Here is a 3,375-nt window from a genome sequence, read left to right as displayed (position 1 = left end):
ATGCGTATTTTTAAGAATAACCAATATGTTGAACAGTTTTTAACTGTTTTGAAGGGAATCCCATTTTATTTTTGTTCTTAAGTTGATGGGCATGGCCTCACCATACCATTTCGGGAAAATTGTACGTTAAGACACAATTTGGACAAAAATTAACCGGTACCTTGTACGTTAAGGAACCGGTTATTGATTTTATTGCATAATGGTTGTAATTTAGTTTCTTCCTAATCCCAATTAACATCTCCAGTAGTTATAGCTCCTTTACCTTTACAATAATCTTGACCCATACATTCTATTTTTAGACTATATTTTCCGCGACCAAGTTGTTCATTTTTTGCATACATGTCACCCGGATGCAATGTCTTTTCATACCTGACTTCATGATTCTTATATAATGTGACCTTTATAGGTACCTTACCTTCTGAATAATTTGATACATGGACGAAGGGACTGTAGGTTTTCGTATTTATTTCTCGTGTTTGTTGAGATCTTATGCCTATTAAATTTACCATACTGATACGAATATCTTTTTGTTCTTCATACTCTTGTAGTTGATTCCAAATTGCTTCATGTCCTTCTGGTATATGAGTAGTCATCAAAATCGTGTCAACTTCTTTAAATTTGATTGGATTTTTAACGGCTTGTTTATGAACCTTATTTTGACCAATTAAACCTGTATTAGTGAGAAAAAACCCTAGTCCTCCTAATACCAAAATAATACCTATACCGACATTGGAAAATTTGAGGGCCTTGCGTTTGAATCCATTCATTCTTCTGTTTTTTAAGCGACTTCTTCCAGCCATTAGAAGTGGTAAAAGGATAGCCAGACTAATTAAAATGGATACCACGAATAAGACTAGTGCAACAGTTTCAAGTGGAAGTGGAAGTGAGTAAATTATAATTGATATACATGTACCATACAGAAAAGTTCCGATTGCTAAAATATAACGTCTAGCACAAGTTTTATTCATTGCATAACACCAACGTGTTTCTTTTATTAATAAACTATAAATAATCAACAACACACCTGGAACAGTGAATAGACAAGCGGTAATCCAAAATAATTGCGATCCAAGTAAATAATTTCCTATTGAGGATGCGAATATCCCAAAAAGAAATAATAATATGCCACAGATCATTCCTTTTGTTGAAATATGCTGCGCTTCTTTAGTGTCAATAGATTGTTTCATTTCATTTTGACCATATAATTGTATTTCTTCCACTAGATCACTCAAATCTCCTATTGAAATGACTCCTTTTTTAAATGCATCTTCTTCTGTATAACCCTCTTTAATCAAATCTAAAATTCGTTCTTTTAGATTTATAAATAACTCTATTTTCATATCAAATAGTTGTTGAGTCTCTTTTGTATCCAGAAACTGTTTATCGATGTACTCATGTATTCTTTCATCTAGTTTTTCATTTCTCTTTAACACCTGTAATCTCTCCTTTAATTAAACGATCTATAATCTCTTTCGCAATGTTCCACTCCTTTTTACCATTTTCGTAAAAATTTATACCAGATTCTGTGATGCGGTAATATTTTCGTCTTCCTCCTTGAGTTTCATCTCCCCAATAGGAAGAGATATAACCTTCTTTCTCTAATCGACGAAAAGCTGTATATAAAGTGGCTTCCTTTAATTCGTATTGATTGTCACTTAATTGAATAATCCTTTTGTACATTTCATATCCATAACTATCACCTTGACGAAGAACATTTAAGATAATCATGTCCGTATGCCCACGGATTAAGTCTGTAGATATAACACTCATTATATATCACCTCTTGTAGTATAAAATACAACAAATTACTTTGTGTGTCAAAGTAATTTGTTGTAAATAATAGACTGAATTCATGATTAAGTGTGAACATACGACTTAAGAAGAATCGGATCTCGTTTGTATCTCCTATAGGAGTCAGGGTATCTGTCAATTTTATTATCATTTGCCTATTGAATAAAAATATAGAAATGTTTACTTAGACTTTCATTGAATTTATCAATATGTATAGATTTTTATATTTATACAGAAAATTGTATGTTTCTGTACACTATATTTTTCAGTAAAAAACACTACAATTTTTCTTATTATCGTGTCCATAAACAGTGTACAATAATTTAATTTCAGATATCTATCTAAAATTAAATTATTGTACAGGGAGAGACTATAAATTGAAAATTGGTTATGTGCGTGTATCAACTGTAGATCAAAATTTGGATTTACAAATAGATGCTTTAAAGGCGTATGGATGTGATGAAATATTTGAAGATAAGTTGAGTGGCATCGCCGGAAAAAGGCCCGGCCTTGAAAAAGCTCTTCAATATGTGAGGCCTGGTGATTCTCTTGTAGTCTGGCGACTTGATCGTTTAGGGAGAACGATGCATCATCGTATCCAAATTGTAAATGAATTAAATGAACAGGGCGTTAGTTTCTATAGTGTACAAGAAAATATCACGATGGATCGCTCTAGCGCTACAGGACAATTAATATTTCACTTATTTGCTTCTTTTGCAGAATTTGAAAGAAACCTCATTCGTGAACGGACAGAAGCGGGACGAATTGCTGCTTGAACAAAACAAATAGTGTACTAGAAGTCTTTTAGTACACTATTAAAACACATTCTTTCTAAGCTATAAATGAAAAAAGTAAACCATTTTATTTGGTTTACTTTAGCATAACAGAACATCACGATGATTGTTTAAAGCGCCCATCATAAAAACTCTCTCCTTTTCCTCTTTTTTATCAGTGTTGACACATAAAAAGAGGTTCAGACACAAAAACAGGCTGTGGAGAAGGCTTTCTCTACAACCTGGTAAAAAAGACCATGTATACACATGGATGTTACACTATTACTGGGAGGGATAATATCAATAGAATCCTATAAAACCCTTAATTTTTATTTACAGTTAGTCCGTATTTTTTAATAATAGTTTCAATCCCATCGGAAATATATTCATCATCTATTTTAACCACATGTCCAGTGTTATCTATATAAGCTTTAATTTTATTCCAATTAAATGGGTTGAAATTTAATTCACCAGTTGGAGATATGGGATAATATTCATGTGGGGTTCCAGGTGAATTCTGTGTAATTAAAGCCCCATTTGAATTGAAACAATATAAGTTTTTTTCATCTTGCAACCATCCGGTAATCATTGTTGCATTTTCATCAAAATAATACTTTTGTCCGTCAATCTCTTTCCACCCGTTTACTAAAAATCCATCTTTGTCAAAATATGACCATTTTTTATCGCTATTCCATTTTAACCATCCTGTATGCATGGAGCCATCCTCATTGAAATAATATTGTTTTCCATTATCATGTAATGTCCATTTATGCATAGAACCATCTTGATCAAAATAATATTGCTTTCCATC

2 protein-coding genes and 2 pseudogenes are annotated in these 3,375 nt (G+C 32.2%); 1 reads left to right on the top strand and 3 read right to left on the bottom strand.

Annotation, left to right across the window (positions count from 1 at the left end; all coding sequences use genetic code 11):
- Positions 1 to 221 precede the first annotated feature (221 nt).
- The gene (locus ATL10_RS32120) at positions 222 to 1,433 is read right to left on the bottom strand and encodes a permease prefix domain 1-containing protein (RefSeq protein ID WP_258375849.1); all 1,212 of its coding nucleotides are present in this window, start codon (positions 1,431 to 1,433) and stop codon (positions 222 to 224) included.
- Positions 1,417 to 1,770, bottom strand: a complete 354-nt coding sequence (locus tag ATL10_RS30400; RefSeq protein WP_110498328.1) for a PadR family transcriptional regulator — start codon at positions 1,768 to 1,770, stop codon at positions 1,417 to 1,419. The genes ATL10_RS32120 and ATL10_RS30400 overlap by 17 nt, the downstream gene beginning before the upstream one ends.
- A 398-nt stretch (positions 1,771 to 2,168) precedes the next feature.
- On the opposite strand from ATL10_RS30400, the pseudogene ATL10_RS30395 reads away from it, so the two are divergent.
- Positions 2,169 to 2,564: pseudogene (locus ATL10_RS30395) on the top strand (recombinase family protein); the annotation flags it as partial.
- Between the two features lie 322 nt (positions 2,565 to 2,886).
- On the opposite strand, the pseudogene ATL10_RS30390 reads toward ATL10_RS30395, so the two are convergent.
- Positions 2,887 to 3,375 (bottom strand): annotated as a pseudogene (locus ATL10_RS30390) (hypothetical protein); the annotation flags it as partial.

Source organism: Bacillus sp. 196mf, from assembly GCF_003217275.1.
GTDB classification, from domain to species: Bacteria; Bacillota; Bacilli; order Bacillales; family Bacillaceae_G; genus Bacillus_A; species Bacillus_A thuringiensis_S.
Note: the sequence above shows the minus strand (reverse complement) of the source record. Positions and strands in the feature narration are given on the sequence as shown.